This window comes from Streptomyces sp. NPDC090798 (assembly GCF_044768965.1).
In the GTDB taxonomy this organism is placed as follows: domain Bacteria; phylum Actinomycetota; class Actinomycetes; order Streptomycetales; family Streptomycetaceae; genus Streptomyces.
Map to the genome: position 1 here is coordinate 641,496 of NZ_JBIVXA010000001.1, position 18,855 is coordinate 660,350.

Annotated in this window: 30 protein-coding genes; 8 read left to right on the top strand and 22 right to left on the bottom strand. The window is 69.6% G+C overall.

Translation table 11 applies throughout. The features are described from left to right. Window positions 1–59 precede the first annotated feature (59 nt). Complete coding sequence (locus ACIQTP_RS02890; protein ID WP_403395596.1) at window positions 60–437, bottom strand: GIY-YIG nuclease family protein; 378 nt, start codon at window positions 435–437, stop codon at window positions 60–62. A gap of 91 nt (window positions 438–528) precedes the next feature. Between ACIQTP_RS02890 and ACIQTP_RS02895 the strand changes: the two genes are divergently transcribed. After that, window positions 529–729, top strand: coding sequence for a hypothetical protein (locus ACIQTP_RS02895; protein WP_403395597.1), 201 nt, complete (start codon window positions 529–531; stop codon window positions 727–729). A gap of 319 nt (window positions 730–1,048) precedes the next feature. Here ACIQTP_RS02895 and ACIQTP_RS02900 read toward each other — a convergent pair whose 3' ends face one another. The 19 genes from ACIQTP_RS02900 to ACIQTP_RS02990 all read right to left on the bottom strand — a co-directional run bounded on the left by ACIQTP_RS02900 (window position 1,049) and on the right by ACIQTP_RS02990 (window position 9,439). After that, a complete protein-coding gene (locus ACIQTP_RS02900; RefSeq protein ID WP_403395599.1) occupies window positions 1,049–1,372 on the bottom strand; it encodes a hypothetical protein in 324 nt (107 codons plus the stop codon). Further along, entirely contained in the window at window positions 1,369–1,635 is a 267-nt protein-coding gene (locus tag ACIQTP_RS02905; RefSeq protein ID WP_403395601.1) for a hypothetical protein, read from the bottom strand. The genes ACIQTP_RS02900 and ACIQTP_RS02905 overlap by 4 nt, the downstream gene beginning before the upstream one ends. Beyond that, the gene (locus tag ACIQTP_RS02910) at window positions 1,632–1,946 is read right to left on the bottom strand and encodes a WhiB family transcriptional regulator (RefSeq protein ID WP_403395604.1); all 315 of its coding nucleotides are present in this window, start codon (window positions 1,944–1,946) and stop codon (window positions 1,632–1,634) included. The genes ACIQTP_RS02905 and ACIQTP_RS02910 overlap by 4 nt, the downstream gene beginning before the upstream one ends. Next, window positions 1,943–2,572 carry a hypothetical protein gene (locus ACIQTP_RS02915; RefSeq protein ID WP_403395607.1) on the bottom strand — a complete coding sequence of 210 codons (630 nt, stop codon included), beginning with the start codon at window positions 2,570–2,572 and terminating at the stop codon, window positions 1,943–1,945. Before ACIQTP_RS02915 ends, ACIQTP_RS02910 begins: the two co-directional genes overlap by 4 nt. Next, window positions 2,569–2,970: a DUF6205 family protein gene (locus tag ACIQTP_RS02920; RefSeq protein ID WP_403395609.1), complete on the bottom strand. Its 402-nt coding sequence runs from the start codon at window positions 2,968–2,970 to the stop codon at window positions 2,569–2,571. Before ACIQTP_RS02920 ends, ACIQTP_RS02915 begins: the two co-directional genes overlap by 4 nt. Window positions 2,971–2,973: 3 nt before the next feature. After that, the gene (locus ACIQTP_RS02925) at window positions 2,974–3,240 is read right to left on the bottom strand and encodes a hypothetical protein (RefSeq protein WP_403395611.1); all 267 of its coding nucleotides are present in this window, start codon (window positions 3,238–3,240) and stop codon (window positions 2,974–2,976) included. Then, entirely contained in the window at window positions 3,237–3,566 is a 330-nt protein-coding gene (locus ACIQTP_RS02930; protein ID WP_403395614.1) for a hypothetical protein, read from the bottom strand. The genes ACIQTP_RS02925 and ACIQTP_RS02930 overlap by 4 nt, the downstream gene beginning before the upstream one ends. Further along, entirely contained in the window at window positions 3,563–4,309 is a 747-nt protein-coding gene (locus tag ACIQTP_RS02935; protein WP_403395617.1) for an exonuclease domain-containing protein, read from the bottom strand. Before ACIQTP_RS02935 ends, ACIQTP_RS02930 begins: the two co-directional genes overlap by 4 nt. Then, complete coding sequence (locus tag ACIQTP_RS02940) at window positions 4,306–5,187, bottom strand: hypothetical protein (protein ID WP_403395618.1); 882 nt, start codon at window positions 5,185–5,187, stop codon at window positions 4,306–4,308. Before ACIQTP_RS02940 ends, ACIQTP_RS02935 begins: the two co-directional genes overlap by 4 nt. Then, window positions 5,184–6,071, bottom strand: a complete 888-nt coding sequence (locus ACIQTP_RS02945; RefSeq protein WP_403395620.1) for a PD-(D/E)XK nuclease-like domain-containing protein — start codon at window positions 6,069–6,071, stop codon at window positions 5,184–5,186. The genes ACIQTP_RS02940 and ACIQTP_RS02945 overlap by 4 nt, the downstream gene beginning before the upstream one ends. Further along, window positions 6,071–6,532: a hypothetical protein gene (locus tag ACIQTP_RS02950; RefSeq protein ID WP_403395622.1), complete on the bottom strand. Its 462-nt coding sequence runs from the start codon at window positions 6,530–6,532 to the stop codon at window positions 6,071–6,073. Before ACIQTP_RS02950 ends, ACIQTP_RS02945 begins: the two co-directional genes overlap by 1 nt. Next, window positions 6,529–6,714: a hypothetical protein gene (locus ACIQTP_RS02955; protein WP_403395623.1), complete on the bottom strand. Its 186-nt coding sequence runs from the start codon at window positions 6,712–6,714 to the stop codon at window positions 6,529–6,531. The genes ACIQTP_RS02950 and ACIQTP_RS02955 overlap by 4 nt, the downstream gene beginning before the upstream one ends. Next, a complete protein-coding gene (locus ACIQTP_RS02960; RefSeq protein ID WP_403395625.1) occupies window positions 6,711–7,274 on the bottom strand; it encodes a hypothetical protein in 564 nt (187 codons plus the stop codon). The genes ACIQTP_RS02955 and ACIQTP_RS02960 overlap by 4 nt, the downstream gene beginning before the upstream one ends. Beyond that, on the bottom strand, window positions 7,271–7,651 hold the full coding sequence (locus ACIQTP_RS02965; protein WP_403395627.1) for a hypothetical protein: 381 nt from the start codon (window positions 7,649–7,651) through the stop codon (window positions 7,271–7,273). The genes ACIQTP_RS02960 and ACIQTP_RS02965 overlap by 4 nt, the downstream gene beginning before the upstream one ends. Next, window positions 7,648–7,893 (bottom strand): hypothetical protein, encoded by a 246-nt coding sequence (locus ACIQTP_RS02970; protein WP_403395628.1) that lies wholly within the window; start codon window positions 7,891–7,893, stop codon window positions 7,648–7,650. Before ACIQTP_RS02970 ends, ACIQTP_RS02965 begins: the two co-directional genes overlap by 4 nt. Further along, window positions 7,890–8,600, bottom strand: coding sequence for a hypothetical protein (locus tag ACIQTP_RS02975; protein ID WP_403395630.1), 711 nt, complete (start codon window positions 8,598–8,600; stop codon window positions 7,890–7,892). The genes ACIQTP_RS02970 and ACIQTP_RS02975 overlap by 4 nt, the downstream gene beginning before the upstream one ends. After that, window positions 8,597–8,860 carry a hypothetical protein gene (locus ACIQTP_RS02980; protein ID WP_403395632.1) on the bottom strand — a complete coding sequence of 88 codons (264 nt, stop codon included), beginning with the start codon at window positions 8,858–8,860 and terminating at the stop codon, window positions 8,597–8,599. The genes ACIQTP_RS02975 and ACIQTP_RS02980 overlap by 4 nt, the downstream gene beginning before the upstream one ends. An 88-nt stretch (window positions 8,861–8,948) precedes the next feature. Beyond that, window positions 8,949–9,152 (bottom strand): hypothetical protein, encoded by a 204-nt coding sequence (locus ACIQTP_RS02985; protein ID WP_403395634.1) that lies wholly within the window; start codon window positions 9,150–9,152, stop codon window positions 8,949–8,951. Next, window positions 9,149–9,439, bottom strand: a complete 291-nt coding sequence (locus ACIQTP_RS02990; RefSeq protein WP_403395636.1) for a helix-turn-helix domain-containing protein — start codon at window positions 9,437–9,439, stop codon at window positions 9,149–9,151. The genes ACIQTP_RS02985 and ACIQTP_RS02990 overlap by 4 nt, the downstream gene beginning before the upstream one ends. Window positions 9,440–9,631: 192 nt before the next feature. Between ACIQTP_RS02990 and ACIQTP_RS02995 the strand changes: the two genes are divergently transcribed. Beyond that, complete coding sequence (locus ACIQTP_RS02995; RefSeq protein ID WP_403395637.1) at window positions 9,632–10,090, top strand: hypothetical protein; 459 nt, start codon at window positions 9,632–9,634, stop codon at window positions 10,088–10,090. A 12-nt stretch (window positions 10,091–10,102) separates the two neighbouring features. Continuing rightward, window positions 10,103–10,660 carry a hypothetical protein gene (locus ACIQTP_RS03000; RefSeq protein WP_403395638.1) on the top strand — a complete coding sequence of 186 codons (558 nt, stop codon included), beginning with the start codon at window positions 10,103–10,105 and terminating at the stop codon, window positions 10,658–10,660. On the opposite strand, the gene ACIQTP_RS03005 is transcribed toward ACIQTP_RS03000, so the two are convergent. Next, window positions 10,581–12,131 carry a recombinase family protein gene (locus ACIQTP_RS03005; protein ID WP_403395640.1) on the bottom strand — a complete coding sequence of 517 codons (1,551 nt, stop codon included), beginning with the start codon at window positions 12,129–12,131 and terminating at the stop codon, window positions 10,581–10,583. The genes ACIQTP_RS03000 and ACIQTP_RS03005 overlap by 80 nt on opposite strands. 64 nt (window positions 12,132–12,195) lie before the next feature. Here ACIQTP_RS03005 and ACIQTP_RS03010 point away from each other — a divergent pair, with 64 nt between their 5' ends. From ACIQTP_RS03010 to holA, 4 genes are all read left to right on the top strand, one after another. After that, window positions 12,196–13,791 carry a ComEC/Rec2 family competence protein gene (locus ACIQTP_RS03010; protein ID WP_403395642.1) on the top strand — a complete coding sequence of 532 codons (1,596 nt, stop codon included), beginning with the start codon at window positions 12,196–12,198 and terminating at the stop codon, window positions 13,789–13,791. 4 nt (window positions 13,792–13,795) lie between these two features. After that, window positions 13,796–14,623, top strand: a complete 828-nt coding sequence (locus tag ACIQTP_RS03015) for an arylamine N-acetyltransferase (RefSeq protein WP_403395644.1) — start codon at window positions 13,796–13,798, stop codon at window positions 14,621–14,623. A 170-nt stretch (window positions 14,624–14,793) separates the two neighbouring features. Next, window positions 14,794–15,039, top strand: coding sequence for a hypothetical protein (locus tag ACIQTP_RS03020; protein WP_168491440.1), 246 nt, complete (start codon window positions 14,794–14,796; stop codon window positions 15,037–15,039). Between the two features lie 79 nt (window positions 15,040–15,118). Beyond that, the gene (gene holA / locus ACIQTP_RS03025) at window positions 15,119–16,105 is read left to right on the top strand and encodes a DNA polymerase III subunit delta (RefSeq protein WP_403395645.1); all 987 of its coding nucleotides are present in this window, start codon (window positions 15,119–15,121) and stop codon (window positions 16,103–16,105) included. A gap of 389 nt (window positions 16,106–16,494) precedes the next feature. Here the strand turns inward: holA and rpsT are convergent, their stop codons facing one another. Further along, window positions 16,495–16,761 (bottom strand): 30S ribosomal protein S20, encoded by a 267-nt coding sequence (gene rpsT / locus ACIQTP_RS03030; RefSeq protein ID WP_054231951.1) that lies wholly within the window; start codon window positions 16,759–16,761, stop codon window positions 16,495–16,497. A gap of 224 nt (window positions 16,762–16,985) precedes the next feature. Between rpsT and lepA the strand changes: the two genes are divergently transcribed. Further along, entirely contained in the window at window positions 16,986–18,854 is a 1,869-nt protein-coding gene (lepA, locus tag ACIQTP_RS03035) for a translation elongation factor 4 (RefSeq protein ID WP_054231952.1), read from the top strand. Window position 18,855 lies beyond the last annotated feature (1 nt).

Below are 18,855 nucleotides of genomic sequence, written 5' to 3' on the forward strand. Positions count from 1 at the left end.
CGGGAATCGCTGGTCAGGGCATGGGCGTTGGCCTCCGGATCAGGGCGGCTCGTGGGGCGTCACTCGCCGTCGGGAAAGCGCGGCAGAGGCGGGGCGAGACGGCACAGGTTCTTCACTGGGACGCGCTGGATCTTCTTGTTGAAGCGAGGGCGTTCCCGCGTGATCGCTGCGGTCTCGAAGTAGTGCAAGGGGTTTCGCGAGCCCGGGTAGAAGGACAGCGCCACGAAGTCGGCAAGCATCCACCATGGGGCGGTGAGCCTGTGGCTGTTCCAACGCGTCTCGAACGTCCAAGTGATGCCGACGTAGAGCAGGTGCCGGTTGGCGTCGTAGAAGCGGTACAGGCCGCCGTGTCCGAGTGTCTTTTCCTCGGGGGTCATCCGCTGGTACGTCGGCGCATGCCTGTTGAACCGGCGCGCATCGGTGTGGATCGCACTCATAGGGATGAGAATACCGTTCGCGGTCGCCGATCGCGAGCGCCATTAGCGTACGCGTAGCGCGACCGTGACAACCTGTGTCACGATGAGCGACATGGACGACCTCGACACGGAGATTCAGGCCGCAGCCAAGAAGCGAGCGCGGGCCGAGAAGGCCTTCAGCGACGCCGACGCTGAGCTGCGCCAACTCCTGGTGAGAGGTCGCGCAGAGGGCAAGGGCCCGTCGCACATGGCGAAGCTGACCGGCTTCACCCGCGAGTGGGTTGCGAAGATCGCACCCGCTCCGAAGTCTTGACGCGTTCACCACAGCGTTCCCTCCGGCCGGCGCCCGGCAGGTGTCCCCGCCGGGCATCGGTGTTCAATGACGACCTCGTGTCGGCACGTGGCCTTCGCCAGGCACCGCCACCGCAGTTCCACCCCGCCGCTGTGCAGCACGGTCAGGCACCACACGAGCCGGTTCGGCTCCCACAGGGCGAGCGCGTCAGCAGCCGGGATCGGCTCGGCGTCCGCGGTCACCTTCAACGCCGCGCGGTGGCCTACTTCTTGACGCAGCACGGGGGCGCCGCACCGGTCACATGACCGGTGCGACGCTCCGTTTGTGCTGGTCCGGTACGTCACGCGCTGCGTGCCTCGCTGCCCTCGAAGAGGGTTCCGCCGGAGGTGCGGCGGTCGTACATCTCGCGCTGGAGGCCGCGGAGCCGTCCGCCGGTGATCTCGTCTGCGGCGACCTCGATGCTCGTGACGCGGACCTTGACGGCCGGTGCCTTGTCCTCGTCGGGACCGGGCTCGGTGCGCTCGACGTGGGACAGCTCGACGACGGCCATCCACCGGCCGCGGCGCTGCTTGAACATCTCGGTGGCGTGGGGTTCGAGGGCTTCGGCGACGTCGGTGAGGACCTTGCTGTCGAACTTGACGTCGGCGTCGATGTGAAGGGTCATGCGGCCTTGGCTCCTTGCCGGTTGGTGGTGTTGTGGATGGCCGGGCAGACGGCCCGGTGGTCGGTGGGTTCGTTGGCCACGAAGTCGCGGACGTCAGCGGGGCCGGTGACGGTCGGGGAGGCGTAGCCGCAGCGGACGCACTCGAAGCGGGCGCGGGGCTGGCGGGTGTAGGTGATCTGGCCGGCGCGGGCGCCGTGCTTGATCTCGCGGCCTTCGCCGAGGTCGACGAACAGGGCGTCGTTCACCGTCACTCGGCCGGTCATGCGGCGGCCTTCCCTCTGCGGGCGCGGTCGCGGAGTCTCTGGTGCAGGCGCGCCCGCTGCCTCGGTGACAGACCCGCGAACACCCCGAACCGCGAGGCTGCCGCCCGGCCGCCCTCATGGCGCATGCAGTCGGCGAGGCATTCCCGCCGGACGGGACACGCCGCGCAGATCGCGCGGGCTTGGCCGATGCCGTCGACGGTGTTCGTGGGATAGAACCAGTCGGGATCCACTCCCTCAGCGCGGCAGGCAGCCTTCGCCAGCCAGGTGCGGGCGGGTTCGGTGCCGGGGACGGAGCCGGTGTAGTGGTTCATCGCGCGGTCACCGCCTCGCGCTCCGGCCACCGCACCGACTTCAGGGCCCGCCGGTGGGTGTCTGGCACCACGGCCAGCGGGTGCCCGAGCCAGTGCAGGCCCATCGCCATCAGGATGTAGGCGTCCGCCTGGTCGTACTTCGCGTCGCCCTCGGTCGTGATGCCGTAGGTGTCGGCGACGGCCTGCCGCAGGATGGCCTTGAGCGCAGTGCCCTTGAGGCGCTGGCCGGTGTCCGGGTCCACAGGTGCGGCGGTACCGACCGCGTAGATCATCCGCTGTCCGGGGGTGACCACGGCGTAGGGGATGCGCCGCTTCCACAGGTCGTGGCGGACCATCCACCGCATCGCGGCGAGGGCGTCGGCGCCCTGGTTGTTGTGGCCGTAGGCGGCGCCTTCGATGACGGCGAAGTCGGCGTGGCGGGTGTGGTCGGCGATCCCGGCGAGCTGCTGCTCGAAGCGGGAGTGCTGGCTGGAGCCTTTGGCTTTGACGTAGTCGGTCCAGCCTTCGCCGGCGATGCCGGAGATGCCCATGGCGACATCGAGGCCAATGACCTTGGGGATCTGGAGGCCGGCCGCCGCGGGGGCGGCCGGGGTGGTGGTGTCGAAGAGGGTGGGCGCGGTGGTCACTTGGCACCGTCCTCGTCAGGCCAGACGATGCGCGGCTCGACCCGGACGGCCCTGCCGTCGCGGACGACGACCCGCCACAGGTCGGTGTTCTCCTCGCCCTCGCACTCCAGGCGGCCGGTGAACGCGTGGCCGGGGAAGGAGTCGACCGCGGCCTGCACCTCTTCGACGAGGCCGCGCTCGCGGTACTCGTCGATCTCCCGCATGACCAGCGCGGTTGCGGTACGGCGGAAGAACACGCCGTCCTCGGTGTCGACCCGCTCCTCGCTCACGCGGAGGATCAGCGACGGGGTGTAGCTGTTCGCAACATTCTCCGGGGCGAACTTGCTCTCGTTGAATTCGCTCCAGGCGAGGGGCGGTTCGATGGCGAACTCGCCGCGGACGTGGGTGGTGTAACTCATCGGTCAGTCCCCCTTGACGGTGGCGGTGGTGGTGTTGAAGTGGCCGCAGCTCCGGCAGATGAGTTCGCCCGTCACCCGGGTCCGCGCGTGGACCGTGTCGCGGCCCTCGGCCCGGCAGCGCACCGTCACCTGCACGAGGGCTTCCACAGGCCGAAGCAGTGGGGCGCGGTGCCGGCCGCGGACGGTCGCGGGCCATACGCGGGCTACGGCGGTGAGTCCGGCGAGGCTGACCATGAGCGCGCTCGCGCCGATGGCGATCTGCTCGTTCACGAGGTGCTCCCCTCGCGGAGGTCACGCAGTTCCTGCACCTGCGCCTCGTTCGAGGACTGCAAGGTGCGGCACTGCTGGTCGAGTGAGGCCAAGGCCCTGCGTGCGAGGTGCAGTTGGCGGCGTAGTTCCGTATCGCCCTGGACGGGTCGGGGCTGCGGGAGTGGGGTGTCCGGGGTGTGGTCGCGGAGCCGGGTGATTTCCTCGGCCTGGCGGGTGATGGTCGACAGGCGTTCCGCGGCGAGCTTCTCCGCCTGCTCGCGGGCCTCGGTGACGCGCTGGTAGCGGTACAGGAGGTCGGCGTACTTGGCGCCGGAGACGAGCCTCATGCGACACCCCCGGCCGGGATAAGCGGCCATGAGCCGTCGATCACCTTGTTCGGGTCGCCGCCCTGCTCCGGCGTCGCCTTCTTCCGGAACCAGTCCTGCAAGCTCGCCTGCTGCGCCGCCCGCCACTGCTGCTGCGCGGCGAACAACTGGTCCGGGCCCATGAAGCCGAGGTGCTGGCGGAACCGCACGAACTGTGACTCGGCGATGAGGAGCGCGGCGAGCGCGTCCGCGTCGGCCGTGTGCCAGTCGTTGAGCGCGACGTTGTATCGCTCGGCTGTGGGCTTCAGCTTCCGGTTGCCCTGGCCGCGCACGTACTTGAAGAACTCCTTGTCGATCACGTGTGGATCGATCAGGGGCAGCGGGCCCGGGCCGACGCGCTCAGCCATGGTGGGAAGGCCGTTGCGGAGCAGGTCGTAGTGGAGGATCGACCAGTCGAAGGACTGGTTGAACGCGATGACCGGCATGCCCTGTCCGATGGCGTGCGCCAGGTAGGAGGCGATCTCCTCCAGCGCTTCCTTAGGCTCGCGTCCGTCGGCCTGCACCATGGCGTCGGTGACCTTGTGGACTTCGGTGGCCTCGGCTGGGATCGGGATGCCGGGGTTGATGAGCCAGTTGAAGACGCGGTCCTCGGTGCCGGGGGTGCGGACGATGAACGCGGCGGTGACGATGCGGTCTTCGAGGGGGTTCGGGCCGGTGGTCTCGGTGTCCCAGGCTGCCTTGCGGAGGTCGGCGAAGGTGCTCATGCGCGGGCCCCCGATCCGGGAGCCGCAGCCGACGGCCAGTCCGTCGAACCCTCAGCACTCGCCGGAGGCGCCTCGGTGGCCTGCTGCTTGATCTCGTCGACCGTCACCCGCGGGAGCGGGAACTCCTCGTCCGCCGTGACCTCGCCACGCTGAATCGACTGGAACGCCACCAGCAGCTGCGCGACGTCGTGCTCCGTCCACTTCCCCGACGGCCGGCCGAGCTTCGTCTCGATGCGGTCCTGCGTGATCCCGATGCCCTCGAACGCGCGGATGGCGTCGGCGATGCGCTGCGGCAGCGGCTTCCCACCGCCGTCCGCCAGGGTCCTCGTGCAGATCTGCTTGGCCTCTTCGACGAACCAGGGCGGGAGGATCGCGAAGATCGCCTCACGGACGCGGCGGGCACCGTTGTTCGCGTTGTTCTCGTAGATGTCCCGCATGTCGGTGAGCTGCTTGGGGCCGCCCTTCTGGTCCCTCTTGTGCGGGACGATGAACGTCGAGGAGTTGCGGGAGTTCTTCTCGACGTCCCAGGCGAAGGCCTGCATCTCGGACTGGCCGAACTCGTCGTCGCGGCGCATCTCGACGAGCCCGTATTGGATGTTGCCCCAGCAGCGGGCGAGTTCGCGGGCGAGGTGCACACTCGCGCCGGTGATGTTCCCGGAGCCTCGGGAGTAGCGGAAGAACGCGCGCTCGGCGAGGAACATCTGCTGGCAGGACTGGCGCATCTCGGAGATGGCCGAGTTGATGTCGCGGGGTACCTGCTGCGCGACGACGATCGCGGCCTGGACCTCGGCGACGGCGCGGGACTGTTCGACGGCGGTGCCCTGTCCGATGCGGGCAGGTGCGGCGGCCGGGGCCGGGCGCTCGACGGGGTAGTTCACAGGTACTCCTCGGTGTCACGGATGGCGGCCCACGCGGGCAGGGAGAGGTAGGCGATCTCGTCGCTGTAGCCGGGCCACACGCCCGTCTCGGTGCACTCGGCGAAGACTTCGAGTGCGCGCCGGTTGCGGGCGGCGCCGATGCGGCGGGCTTCGGCGTCCATCTCGACGACCGACACGACGTAGGGGGCGGTCTTCTCCTGGCAGACGAAGACGAACGCGGCAGAGTCGTCGGCGAGGTTGAGGGCGCGGGCTGCGGCCCGGTACCAGTCGTCTTGCTGGTGGTAGCCGAACTCCTCGACGGCCCGCGCGAGCGCGGACGGCTCCGCGCTGCGGCACGTCTTGTAGTCGGGGATGATCAGGCGGCCGGAGCGGGCGTCGGGCAGCCAGTCGAAGCGGGCCCGCCGCATCACCCCGGTCGGCCGGTCGCGCCAGAACAGGGACTGCTCGGGCTTCCCGCGGGCCGGGTCGAACAGGACCGAGGCGATGGGGTGGCGGCGCAGCGCGTCGGCCATCGAGTGGACCTGCTCGTACTCGGCCGGCTTGAGCGGGATGCCGCCCTCTTCGCGGATCGCGGCGACTTCGGCCTTGACGGCGTTCGTCGTCCACTTGTCGGCGTCGACCCGGACGAGGTCGGGGCCTTCGCCGAGGACGAGCTTGTGAGCGGCGGTGCCCAGCTCGAACGTCTTCTTCGGCTCCTGCGGGGTGTCCTGCGCATGGCGGAAAAGGGCGGGGCAGGACGGGGGGAGGAGCATGCGGGCGCCGCTGGAGGAGAGGCTGCCACGGTCTGCGTGGTACTCCTCGTTGGTGAGGTCGTAGATGCCGGGCTCGGTGATGGGAGCCGGGCCGGCGGCCGGGGCCGAAGCCCCAGCCAGCGCGGTCGTCATCAGGCGTTGTCCTTCCTGACGGTGTAGAAGCGGCGCGGGGTGCCGTCGCCGTGGCGGTCGAGGTGGCCGTCGCGGTGCAGATCGGCGAGGAGGCGGCGGGCGGTCATGCGGAGGACATGCGTGCCGACCAGCCGGTGCCACGTGTGCCTGGTGCGGCCGGTGGTCCACTCGCCGCCCTCCGTCTGGATCGCCTCCAGGACGAACTTCCGGGCGCCGCGCGCGGGGTGGGCAGGACGGGGGTCGTTGCCGAGCTTGTAGAAGCGGGCCCCACGGTGCTCGGCGGGTACGAGGTGTGCGCGCCGAGCGAGGTCCCGGAGGTCACGGCGGGCGGTGTTCCGACTGGCCGTGGCCCACTCGCCTGACTTGGCGTAGATGTTCAGCGCCCGCTTGGTGGTGACCGGGCCGCCGAAGTTCCGGAGGACGGCGAGCAGGTAGGTGCGGCGGGTCTCGGTCTCGGTCACTGCTCGCCTCCCTTCCGGGTGGGTGTGGGTGCGAGTGCGATGCCGATGAGGCAGACCGCGGCCGCGGCGAGGGTTCCGATGGCGGAGGCTGCGCCCCCGGTGAAGGGGATTGCTGCGACCGTGCTGGTGATGGCGGCAGCGGTGGTGACGGTGGTCCAGTGGATGGCGAGGCGGAGGCTCATCGGTCGTCACCGGCCTTGGCCTGGAGCCGGGCGACTTCCGCGATGGCCTTCCGGTAGGCCGCGTACAGGGCCTGCTCGTACTGGGATCCGGCTTGGCCGATGGCGTTGAGGTAGTCCGGAAGCGGGTCGAACGCGGGGGCCTCGGGAGTGGCCGTCGGCGCCGGGGTGGCGGTGGCCTTCTTCCGGGTCTCCTCGTAGATGGCCAGGAGCCGCTGCACCTCGGCCATGTCCTCCTTGCGGAGGGCCGCGACCCGAAGGCCGAGGACCAGGGCACGGAGCCTCTGCAGCTCCCCGGGGAACGCCTCGTCGTCCGGGGTCTGGTACTCGGCGATCTCTTCCAGCACGGTGATCGCGGAGTTCCATCCGTCGCCGTACCAGACGGGCCCGGTGAGCGCGGTGCACGTGACGGGGATGGCGCGCAGCCGGCCGATGGCCTTGGCCAGCACCTCCGTGCGGTGGGCGTCGACCAGCTGCTCGGCGTGGGCGACGTCGTGCAGGGTGGCGATTCCGCCCATGCTGTCCTCGGACAGCGCGGCGATGATCTGACGGCGGGCGCTCATGCGGCGCCCGCCTTGCGCTGCGACGGAAGCGACACCACAGAAGCAGTCGGGACCGCGGCCCGCAGCCGGTCCGCGAGCCGGGCCAGAGCCTTGCCACGAACCGGGATCTCGTGGCCCACCATCTCGATGAGCCGCTCCATCGACAGCTTCTCCGGCGTCCATCCGTCGTGCTCGCGGGAGAGGTTGCGGTCCTCGACGATCTCCAGCAGCAGGGCGAGCGCGTCCTCGTCGTCAGTGATCGTGGTGACGACGTGGAGGAAATAATCCTCAAGGTCGAGGAGGACGCCGTCGGGGAGGCGACGGGTGTGGAACCGCATGGGCCCGGTGATGGACGGCCTGCGGATGAGACGGTGCCAGATCAGGCGAATGCGGTTCATCGGAGTGCGCCCTTCTTCGGAGCGGTCGTGAGCAGGACGATCAGCGCGGCCGCGTCGAGGGCCGTGTTCCGCACGGCCACCCACACCGGGCCGGCCGCCGCACGACGGACAGCCGGACGCGGGTCAAAGTCCGCGAGGTCGGCGTCGATGAGGAGGAAGAACGGGACCAGCGACGCGGAGAACACGCCGACCGCGAGGGACAGGCAGGCGACGACGTCACCCGGAGTGGTCTGGCACGTCATCGGGCACCGCCGATCTCGGGCAGGTCCCGGCCCACGCGGTACTGATGCGCGAGCGGCCCGTCATGCGGGTCCTCAACCGCCGCACGCTGCCCGTCCAGCAGAGCCCGCATCGCCTGCATTCGGGGCGTCGCGGCCTCGGCGACAGGCTCCTCACGCAGCGACGCCACCGGCGCGAAGAACGCGGTCAACCGGTCCGCAGACTCGGCCGCCGACGGCCCCTTGGCGGGCTCGGGCCGGTCCCCGCGGAGGGCCTGCACCGCGTCGTCCAGCGCCTCGTTCGTGGTGTGCCGCTCCGCCTCCAGCTCGGCGATCCGAGCCTGCAGCCGCTCCACTTCGGCATCCCGCACCGCGAGCACCGCATCCGCGCGCCGCTCCGAGTGCGTCCGCCCCGGCCGGTCCGGGTGATAGCACGACGACCAGATCTCAGAACCACACGAGCACGGCTGCGTCTTGTGGGCGGTAGACAGCGCAGCCACGAACGCGGCCCGCAGGCTTTCCCGCTCCGACGGCCCCGTACCGACCGGCATCGGCAGCACATCCGCCGACCCCGCGATCCCGTGTTCCGCGAGCTCCGCCTCCGTCGCCATCACGAACTCCGGGCACCGGCACACGTCCTGCGGGGCATACAAGGCCAGCCCGCCACGCGTCGCAGCACGACGCAGCCACACCGTCCCGTCCACCGTGTTCACCACCAGCGGCGCGCTCATGCGGTCACCGCCGGCAGGACCGCCAGCGGACCGAAACCCGCATCAACCAGACGGAGCGTCCAGGCGAACGACTCGCCCTCACCCGCGTCCTCCGGGTCCAACGGCTGCGGGCAGGCGAGCAGCAGCTCACCCGACGCGGTGTGCCCATTCGGCACCCACACGTCGCCGTCGCGGTCGACGAACACCGAAGCGGGCGGCGCCTCGTGCAGGGGGAGGACTCTGATCTGACCCGAGTCCGGGGTCTGGGATGATGCGGTCATGGCCGCCTCGCTTTCACAGTGGTGGGGTGCGCCGTAGAGGGGTCGTCCGGGCCGGCAAGCAACGGGCGGCCCTTCGGCGCGTGGTGGGTCAGGCGGCGTCGGCCGCCGGCGCCGTCGGCTCCGCAGTGCGGGCGACAGGCGCGGTCTCCGCGATTCGGCCCGCGGGCCGCGTGAGGATCCGGCGGAGCTTGTCGATGAGCTCGGGGCTTGCCTCCGGGGCGGCTGCGACGCGCTCGTGGATCTGCGCGATGACGGCGTCTCCGAGGAGCGCTCGGCGCTGGGCGGCGTTCATGCGGCGGCCTCGATGGCGACGCGCTTGATGACGTCGCGCAGGTCAACGTCATATGCCTCGGCAAGTCGCATGGCCGAGTTCAAGTCAGGCTGGGTCTCGCCGGCGAGGATCCGATAGACGGACGATTCGTTGATCCCGGTGCGGCGGAGGATGTCGGCTCGGGTCTTGTCGCCGTGGCGTGCGGCCACTTCGAGGACCTTGGGGATGTCCAGACGGAACACGTAGTCACCTCCCTCGGTGGGCGGTTGGCAGGGGTTGTTGCTGGTAGCAGGGTGTTCCTTGCTCACGAGGGAGACTCTGTCATGGAAACACCCTCCCTCGCAAGGGAGGATGTTGCCTGTAAGGTATGAATTTTTTCTAGAACGTGCGTTCGAGTGTGGGAGTGAACTGCGTTGATGCAGGTGAGTGGCCTGATCATCACTCTTGCGCGCTAGGGATTTTCTGGATACTCCCTATCTAGGGAGCTACAGTTCCGGGACATGGACGCCCCCACCCCCACGCGTGCGCAGCGATTCGCGGAAATCGTTGTCCCAGCCGCCGAACGCGCCGGATATACCGGCCACGGGTTCAAGGCCCGCTTCGCGCGGGACACCGGTATGACCGAAAGCAGCGTCGGCCGCATGTGGCAAGGGGCCTCCCTGCCAGAGGCCCGGTTCTACGAGGCCATCGCCGAAGTCACAGGCGTCCCACTGGGGCAACTGCTCGTCGAGAGTGGCATCCTGAAGGCCGAATCTCTTCAGTCACTGTCCGAAACTGATCGACCACCGGTAAGCTCCCGTCTCACTCCGGAAGAAGCAGCAGACCGGCTGGGTATCAAAGACGAAGTTGGCCGCCAGATGTTCCTCGCAACGTACGAGCGGCTCATGCGTCTACAGAATGAAGATGCCCCCGCCGATCACGCCGCCGACGACCACGGAGGAACAGCAGCACAGATGTGAGGCGGGTTGCGCATGGATGTCACGGCCGGCACGAGAGCTACCGCAATCTCCGCGGCGGTAGTCATGGCGGCAGGGCTCACGATCATCCTCTACGGCGTCGTACGCAACGACCTAGCACGGTCCCTCGGTGGGGCCTGCCTGACCATGACGTCGCTGACGCTGATAGCCCTGGTCGCGATCAAGCGGTGGGTCACTGACACCAGCGAGGACCGGCGCCTGCTCGCCGCATCCATCAGGGAAGCGCAAGCGGAGAAGTCCCGGTACTTCGCGGCCAAGGCCGCGCTGGAGAACGAGCAGGGGCGCCTCACTCGGGATGCAGCAATCGACCGTAGGCGTGCTGCTGTAGCGGCCATGGCTGAACGTGAGGCGCTTCACCAGCAGTTCGAGGAGAAACGGGCTCAGCTCGTCTGCGAGACGTTCGAGATGGCCTTCGAGATGGCGCGCCAGGTCCCCGATGAGCACGCGCGGGCCGACGACAAGAGGGACGTGGTCATTCAGTTCCCGGTTCAGCAGCAGGAGCAGGCCCCTGCGCGGGCGCGGTCGCGCGGGCATAACGTGGTCGGTCCCTGAACCCCAGCTCGCCCGCGAACGTCAGCGTGATGCGGCCCGGCTCGATCGAGCGCACCCCGCGCACCCTGGATTTGTTCAGCTCGATGTTCACCACCGCCCGCAGCACCGTGCGCCGCTGCTCGATGGACAGCTCACCCCATCTGCGGTCCGCCTGAGGGTTCCCCAGCAGACTGCGCACCAACGGCGGCGCCGTAGTCACCTCCGCTTCCTCATTGGCCGCCGCGATCTGCGGCAACAGGCTCTCCTCGATCCCCGCGAGAGCCGTGATCGACAGCCTCGGCGTGTTGTCCGGACGGAGCGTGGACGCCAACTCCCGCGCCTCCGCCAACTGCTGCTCCAGCGCGGCCTTCCGGGCGCGCGCGGCCGTGGCCTTCTTCTCCAGGCCGTCCGACTGGAACGCGGCGACAGACGCCTTCGAGACGAGCCAGTTGACCACCGCCTCTTCCACATAGGCGTCGAGTTTGTCCTCGTGCATCTGCGTATCGAAGGCCGTCGAGCAGTGGTAGACGGTGCGGCCCCGTGAGCGGCCGTGCTTGAGCGGCGGCTGCCCCTCGCACTCCCCGCACCGCGCGATCCCCGACAGTAGATGCTTCACCGACCAGTCCCGCACCGTCCGCCGCCCCTCGTTCTTGACGATGGCCTGCACCGCGTCGAACAGCTCGTCGGACACGATGGCCGGCCACGTCGCCTTGCCGACGTCCTCCCCCTGGAAGACGCGGCGCCCCTTGTAGCCGACGTTCCGCAGCATGGTCGGCAGGTGGTAGTAGTCCCACGGGATGCCGGGCAGCCGGTCGCCCCTGCTCTTCAGGTCCTGAAGGATGGAGTATTCGGTCTCGCCCGCGGCGACCCGTTCGAAGACCTCCCGGACGACGGGGCCGCGTTCGGGGTGTTCGTACTGCTCGATGAGGTCGCCGCTGTCGGGGTCGTAGTGGCGGGCGTAGCCCCACAGGATCCGGCCGTGCGGGAGGCCCTTCTTTGCGTGGGCGCGGGTCGTCCGGAGCACGCGGTCGCGGATGCCTTCGGCTTCGTCCTCGGCGGCGAGGGCGTCCTGCGCGGTGGCTTTGCGGTCCTCGCGCTTGGAGAGGTCGAAGACCTGCCCGTTGTAGCAGAGGAGGACGTTGTTCTCCATGCAGGCGTTGCGCAGCCGGATGTAGGCCTCGATGTCGCGGTAGTAGCGGGAGGCCTCCCAGGCGACGACGATGCGGCCGCGGCCGGATTCGATGGCGGCGAGGAGGGCTTCGAAGTCCTTGCGTTGGCGGCGGGCGTGGCGGGACGCGGAGCGGTCGACGTCCTGGTCGAAGACCTCGGCGACTGGCCAGTTGTACGTGTCGCAGATCTCGCGGCCGGAGTTGATCTGGTCGGCGACGGAGCGGCCTTTCTTCTTCGGGTCGCGGGAGGCGCGGCCGTATAGGAGGGCGTCGAAGACGGTGTCGGGGTAGACCATGTGCAGGTACTCGGGCGCGATGGGCATGCCCTTGAGGGTAGCGAGAAAGCAACCTCCTCGGGCCACATTGTCAGGCGGCAACTTCACGATCTTGCTCGCCCTGTTCGTCGGACCACCGGGTCTCGCCCAGCGCGCCGAGCGGCGTGGCCTCGCACCGTGGCTCGGTATCCCGCTGCGGGCCACCGCCCTGCTCGGTGGCGCGGTCACGGTCGGCTTCGTGATCGTGTGCCGGCCTGACCCGAGCGTGCTGCGGGCCGCGGCCTGCGGATCGATCGCGCTGCTCGCCCTCGCGACCGGCCGCCGCAGATCGCTGATCCCCGCCTTGGCCACGGCCGTACTGCTGTTGGTGCTGTACGACCCCTGGCTGTCACGGAGTTATGGCTTCCTGCTCTCTGTGCTGGCGACCGGCGCCCTGCTCATGCTCGCCCCGCGGTGGAGTGCGGCGCTCCAAAGACGCCGGATGCCGCCGCGCCTGGCCGAGGCGCTGGCCGCCGCGGGCGCCGCACAGGCCCTGTGCGCGCCGGTCGTAGCGGTTCTGTCGGCCCGGGTGAGCCTGGTGGCGGTGCCGTGCAATCTGCTCGCGGAGTTCGCCGTCGCGCCGGCCACGGTGCTGGGGTTCGCGACGCTGGCGACGGCGCCGGTGGCATTGCCCGTGGCCAAGGGGCTCGCGTGGTGCGCGAGTTGGCCGGCCCGGGGGATCGCCGACATCGCCCGGACCGGCGCCGCGCTGCCCGGCGGGGGAGTGGACTGGCCCGCGAGCTGGCCGGGGGCGCTGCTGCTCGCCCTGGTCACGGGGGTCGTCGTGCTCGTCGGCCGACGGCTCCTGAAGCATCCTTGGCTGAGCGGTGCCTGTGCCCTGGTGCTCCTGCTGGTCGTGGTGCAGCCGGCCCCGCTCACCAGGGTGATCACGGGATGGCCGCCGCCCGGCTGGCGGTTCGCGATGTGCGACGTGGGACAGGGCGACGCGACGGTCCTCGCGGCAGGCGACGGCACCGCTGTGGTGGTGGACGCGGGACCCGATCCGGCGCTGGTCGACCACTGTCTGACCACGCTCGGCATCACCCGGATCCCGCTCGTCGTACTGACGCACTTCCACGCCGACCATGTGGCGGGGCTGCCGGGGGTGCTGCGGGGGCGTGCGGTGGGGGCGATCGAGACGACGGGGTTCGCGGAGCCTCCGGACCAGGCCGAGTTCGTACGGAGGGAGGCGGCCGCACGCCACATCTCGGTGACGTCGGCCGTGGCGGGTGAACGGCGGCGCATCGGCAGTCTCGACTGGCAGGTGCTGTGGCCGCCGCCGAGCCCGGCGCCCACCCCGGACGGGCCGAACGACGCCAGCGTCGCCCTCCTCGTACGGTCGGCGGGGCTGCGGCTGCTGTTGCTCGGCGACCTCGAACCGCCGGCGCAGCAGGCGCTGCTGAGATCGCCGGCGGCCGGGGAGCTGACGGCCGTGGACGTGCTCAAGGTCGCCCACCACGGCTCGGCCTACCAGGACCCGGAGCTCATACGGAGGGTGGCCCCGCGGCTCGCCCTGATCTCGTGCGGCAGGGACAACCCGTACGGGCATCCCGCGCCGAGCACGCTCGCGGCGCTGCGCGGCGGGGGTGCCGTGGTGCTGCGGACGGACAAGGACGGGGCGTTGGCCGTGGCCGGTGCGGGCGGAGGGCTGAGCGTGGCGAGAGACTGAGGGTATGAATTCCGCACAGGCCGACGCCTACCTCCGCCGGATCGGCGCCCATCACCCCGCGTGGCCCACTTCAGGTGTGCTGCGCGACCTGCACCTGCGCCATCTGAAGGCGGTGCCGTTCGAGAACCTGTCGATCCATCTGGGTGAGGAGATCGTGCTGGAGGAGAAGCGGCTGCTGGACAAGGTGGTGGGCGGCCGCAGGGGTGGCTTCTGCTACGAACTGAACGGGGCGTTCGGGGCGTTGCTCGGGGCGCTGGGCTTCGACGTCACCCTGCTCGCGGGGCGGGTGTACGGGGAGGAGGGGCGGCTCGGGATCCCGTACGACCATCTCGCGCTGCGGGTACGGACGGTGGACGGGGGCGACTGGCTGACGGATGTCGGGTTCGGAGCGCACAGTCACTATCCGCTGGCTTTCGGAGCGCGGACCGAACAGGTGGACCCGGGCGGCACGTTCAGGGTGCTCGAGGCGGGGCCGGACGCGGCGGGGGTGCGGGGCGTCGGCGGGCGGCGGGAGGCCGAGGACCTGGACGTCGTCCGGGACGGTGGCCCCCAGTACCGCCTGGAGGTGCGGCCGCGGGTGCTGGGGGACTTCGCCGCCGGGGCCTGGTGGCACAGCACCTCGCCGAAGTCGAATTTCACGCGGTCGCTGGTCTGTTCGCGGGTGACGGAGGACGGAGGGCGGATCACGCTCAGCGGTCGGAACCTGACGGTGACGGCGCCGGACAGGACGAAGGAGGTGTCGGAACTGGCAACGGACGAAGAGGTGTTGGCGCTCTACCGGGAGCGCTTCGGGATCGAGCTGGACCGGGTGCCGGAGGTACGGAAGGGATGATCCGGTGTACTGGGGGAGCGGGTCGGGATCGAGCTGGACCGGGTGCCGGAGGTACGGAAGGGATGATCCGGTGTACTGGGGGAGCGGGTCGGGAGCGAGCTGGACGTGCGGATCGTTCAGAAGGACTGACCCCGGTGTCGGCCCTGTCCGGCGTGGCGGAAAATGTCCTCGTGAGCGATGTGAGACATGTGCTGGTGCTGCCCGACCGCGATGCCGCGGAAGAAGCGGCGGAGGTGATCGGTGACCGGTTCGGGCTCGACGAGGAGCCGCAGCTCGTCAGGGACGCGCTGGCCGGTGAGGACGATGCCGAGGACGCGCAGTGGCTGGTGGTCCTGACGGATCCAGGGGAGCGGCTCGATCCGAAGGAGCTGGACGAGTTCGCGGGGGAGTGGGACGGCTGGCGCGAGGAGCCGTAGCGCTCCGCCGGGGGCGGGGCCGGTCGTGCGGGTTCCCGTGCGGGACGCGTTGTCAGTGGCGCGTGGGATGCTTTCGGTGATGGCCAAGAAGACCGCACAAGACGACCCTCTCGCCCCCGTCACACTTGCCGTGGGCCAAGAGGACCTCCTGCTCGACCGTGCCGTGCAGGAGGTGGTGGCCGCCGCCAGGGCCGCCGACGCCGACACGGACGTCCGGGACCTCACTCCGGACCAGCTGCAGCCCGGCACGCTGGCCGAGCTCACGAGTCCCTCGCTCTTCTCCGAGCGCAAGGTCGTGGTCGTACGCAATGCGCAGGATCTGTCGGCCGACACCGTCAAGGACGTGAAGGCGTACCTGGACGCGCCGGCCGAGGAGATCACCCTCGTGCTGCTGCACGCCGGTGGGGCCAAGGGCAAGGGGCTCCTCGACGCCGCGCGCAAGGTGGGGGCGCGGGAGGTGGCGTGCCCCAAGATGACGAAGCCCGCGGACCGGCTGGCGTTCGTGCGCGGCGAGTTCCGGGCGCTCGGGAGATCGGCCACGCCCGAGGCGTGCCAGGCGCTGGTCGACTCGATCGGGAGTGATCTGCGGGAGCTGGCGGCCGCGGTGTCGCAGCTGACCGCGGATGTCGAGGGGACGATCGACGAGGCCATTGTCGGGCGGTACTACACCGGGCGGGCCGAGGCGTCGAGCTTCACCGTGGCCGACCGGGCCGTGGAGGGGCGGGCCGCGGAGGCGTTGGAGGCGTTGCGGTGGTCCCTGTCGACCGGGGTCGCGCCCGTCCTGATCACCAGTGCGTTGGCCCAGGGGGTGCGGGCGATCGGGAAGCTGTCCTCCGCACGCGGGGGGCGGCCGGCCGATCTTGCCCGTGAGCTGGGGATGCCGCCGTGGAAGATCGATCGGGTGCGGCAGCAGATGCGGGGGTGGACGCCGGACGGGGTCGCGGTTGCCCTGCGGGCGATCGCCGACGCCGATGCCGGGGTGAAGGGCGGGGGAGATGATCCCGAGTACGCGCTGGAGAAGGCGGTCGTGGCGATTGCTCGGGCGGCTCGGTCTCGTCGGGGGTAACGCCCGGCTGGGCTGAGCCCGGTTTCTTTCGCCCCCGCCGCCCCTACCCGTCCCATCCCAGGGGGCTCCGCCCCCGGCCCCCGGGTGGGTTGTTGGGTGCGGGTGGGTGGGGGTTGTGCGCGCAGTTCCCCGCGCCCCTAGAACGGGGCTTCGCCCCGGTTTCCCCCTGCCTGCGCGCCAGACGGCGCACCCCCCTCACGCCAAAGGCCCCGTCCGTCTCCTGGGGAAGGAGGGGAACGGGGCCTTCGGTTCACGATGGTGGATCCACGCCCGCGTGGCGAACGCAGGCCGCGCGTGGGTCCGGGGGTGCCGGTCAGGAGCGGAAGAGAGGGCCCGCTTGGTCCTTTCCGGCGGTCAAGTCAGGGGTTGAGCCCGAGGGCTCAGCCGACTCAGCCCTTGAGGGAGGAGACCTTCGAAGCAAGCGCCGACTTCTTGTTGGCGGCCTGGTTCTTGTGGATGACGCCCTTCGAGACGGCCTTGTCGAGCTGGCGCGACGCAGCGCGCGTGTACTCGGTGGCCTTCTCGACGTCACCCGCGGCAGCAGCCTCGCGGGCCTTGCGGATCGCGGTCTTCAGGGAGGACTTGACCGACTTGTTGCGCAGTCGAGCCTTCTCGTTGGTCTTGATCCGCTTGATCTGGGACTTGATGTTCGCCACGAATGAGCCTTTACAGGTTCAGGCGCGCGAGACGGTACGTCTCACTCGCCGTTTGATTTCCTTGGGGTGTGCCTCCTGCAGAGAGGGCACGAGACACAGCCACCCAGGCTACCAGTAGCCGCACGACCGGCCCAAACCGGTCGCAGCTCCCCACCCGTGGGACCATGGAGCCTACGTATCGATCCGACCCGAGGCGACAGGCGCCTCAAGAGACAGGACCCTGCGTGCCCGCGACCCCTAACAATGTGCCCGAGCCGAGCCGTACCGCCCCGGCTCTGATCCGCAATTTCTGCATCATCGCGCACATCGACCACGGCAAGTCCACGCTCGCCGACCGCATGCTCCAGCTGACCGGGGTGGTCGAGCAGCGGCAGATGCGTGCTCAGTACCTCGACCGTATGGACATCGAGCGCGAGCGCGGCATCACGATCAAGTCCCAGGCGGTCCGGCTGCCCTGGGCCCCGACGGAGGATCCGGGCAACACCCACATCCTCAACATGATCGACACCCCCGGGCACGTGGACTTCACGTACGAGGTGTCCCGGTCGCTGGCCGCCTGCGAGGGGACCGTCCTCCTCGTCGACGCCGCCCAGGGCATCGAGGCGCAGACCCTCGCCAACCTCTACCTGGCGATGGAGAACGACCTCAAGATCATCCCCGTACTCAACAAGATCGACCTGCCGGCCGCGCAGCCGGAGAAGTTCTCGGAGGAGCTCGCCAACCTCATCGGCTGTGACCCTGATGACGTGCTGAAGGTCTCCGCCAAGACGGGGCTGGGTGTCGAGGCCCTGCTCGACAAGGTGGTCGCCGAGATCCCCGCCCCGATCGGCGTCCAGGACGCCCCCGCTCGCGCGATGATCTTCGACTCCGTCTACGACTCCTACCGCGGTGTCGTGACGTATGTGCGTGTCATCGACGGGCAGCTCAACAAGCGTGAGCGGATCCGGATGATGTCCACCGGAGCGACCCATGAGCTCTTGGAGATCGGCGTCTCGTCCCCCGAGATGACGCCGGCCGACGGGCTGGGTGTCGGTGAGGTGGGCTACATCATCACCGGTGTGAAGGACGTCCGGCAGTCCAAGGTCGGTGACACCATCACCACCCTCAACAAGGGGGCGACCGAGGCGCTCGGCGGGTACAAGGACCCCAAGCCCATGGTCTTCTCCGGGCTCTATCCGCTGGACGGGTCCGACTACCCCGAGCTGCGCGACGCCCTCGACAAGCTGCAGCTCAACGACGCCGCGCTCGTCTACGAGCCGGAGACCTCCGCCGCGCTCGGCTTCGGTTTCCGCGTCGGTTTCCTCGGGCTGCTGCACCTCGACGTGATCCGGGAGCGGCTCGAGCGCGAGTTCGGGCTCGACCTGATCGCGACCGCGCCGAACGTGGTCTACCGGGTCGTCATGGAGGACCGCAGCGAGCACATCGTCACCAACCCGAGCGAGTTCCCCGAGGGCAAGATCGACGAGGTGTACGAGCCCGTCGTACGCGCCACGATCCTCGCGCCCTCCGAGTTCATCGGCTCGATCATGGAGCTGTGCCAGACCCGGCGCGGCACCCTGCTCGGCATGGACTACCTGTCCGAGGACCGGGTCGAGATCCGGTACACGCTGCCGCTCGCCGAGATCGTTTTCGACTTCTTCGACCAGTTGAAGTCGAAGACGCGGGGTTACGCCTCGCTCGACTACGAGCCCACCGGCGAGCAGACCTCCAGCCTGGTCAAGGTCGACATCCTGCTGCACGGCGACAAGGTGGACGCCTTCTCGGCGATCACCCACAAGGACGCTGCGTACGCGTACGGTGTGCGGCTCGTCGCGAAGCTGCGCGAGCTGATCCCGAGGCAGGCCTTCGAGGTGCCCATCCAGGCCGCCATCGGATCGCGCGTCATCGCGCGCGAGACCATCCGCGCCATCCGCAAGGACGTCCTCGCCAAGTGCTACGGCGGTGACATCTCCCGTAAGCGGAAGCTGCTGGAGAAGCAGAAGGAAGGCAAGAAGCGGATGAAGATGGTGGGCTCTGTGGAGGTTCCGCAAGAGGCCTTCATCGCCGTGCTGTCCAGCGACGACAGCGGTGGTTCGGCGAAGGGCAAGAAGTAGC